Here is a 603-nt window from a genome sequence, read left to right on the forward strand (position 1 = left end):
GCTTGACGGTGTCCAGTCCCACGCCGATCACGATCAGGAGGGAGACGCCGCCCAGCGGGAAGTCCTGCGAGGTGCCGAGGTAGAACAGCGCGACCAGCGGGATCAGGCAGATCACCGCGAGATAGACGGCGCCGCCGCTCTGGATGCGGTTGATGACGTAGCGCAGATAGCGCTCGGTGGGCCTGCCCGCGCGCACGTTGGGGACGAAGCCGCCGTACTTCTTCATGTTGTCGGCGATCTCCTCCGCGTTGAAGGTGATCGAGACATAGAAGAACGCGAAGAAGACGATCAGGGCCACGTAGACCACGGCGTAGATCCACGAGAAGGAGGCACCGAGGACGAGGTGCGTGTTGATCCACTGCACCCATTCGGCCGACGGGTCCCCGAAGGAGGCGGCCATCTGCGGCAGCGCGAGGATCGAGGAGGCGAAGATGACGGGGATGACGCCGGCCTGGTTGACCTTGATCGGGATGTAGGTGGAGGTGCCGCCGTACATGCGCCGTCCCACCATGCGCTTGGCGTACTGCACGGGGATGCGGCGCTGGGACTGCTCGACGAACACCATGCCGACCATGATCAGCAGGCCCACGAGCATCACCAGGG

Annotated in this window: 1 protein-coding gene; it reads right to left on the minus strand. The window is 64.7% G+C overall.

The window, feature by feature from the left end:
- The coding region (locus tag AB3N00_RS30855; protein ID WP_413037828.1) for a preprotein translocase subunit SecY at window positions 1–603 on the minus strand (603 nt) is incomplete at both ends.

Source organism: Paenibacillus xylanilyticus, from assembly GCF_047246825.1.
GTDB classification, from domain to species: Bacteria; Bacillota; Bacilli; order Paenibacillales; family Paenibacillaceae; genus Paenibacillus; species Paenibacillus xylanilyticus_B.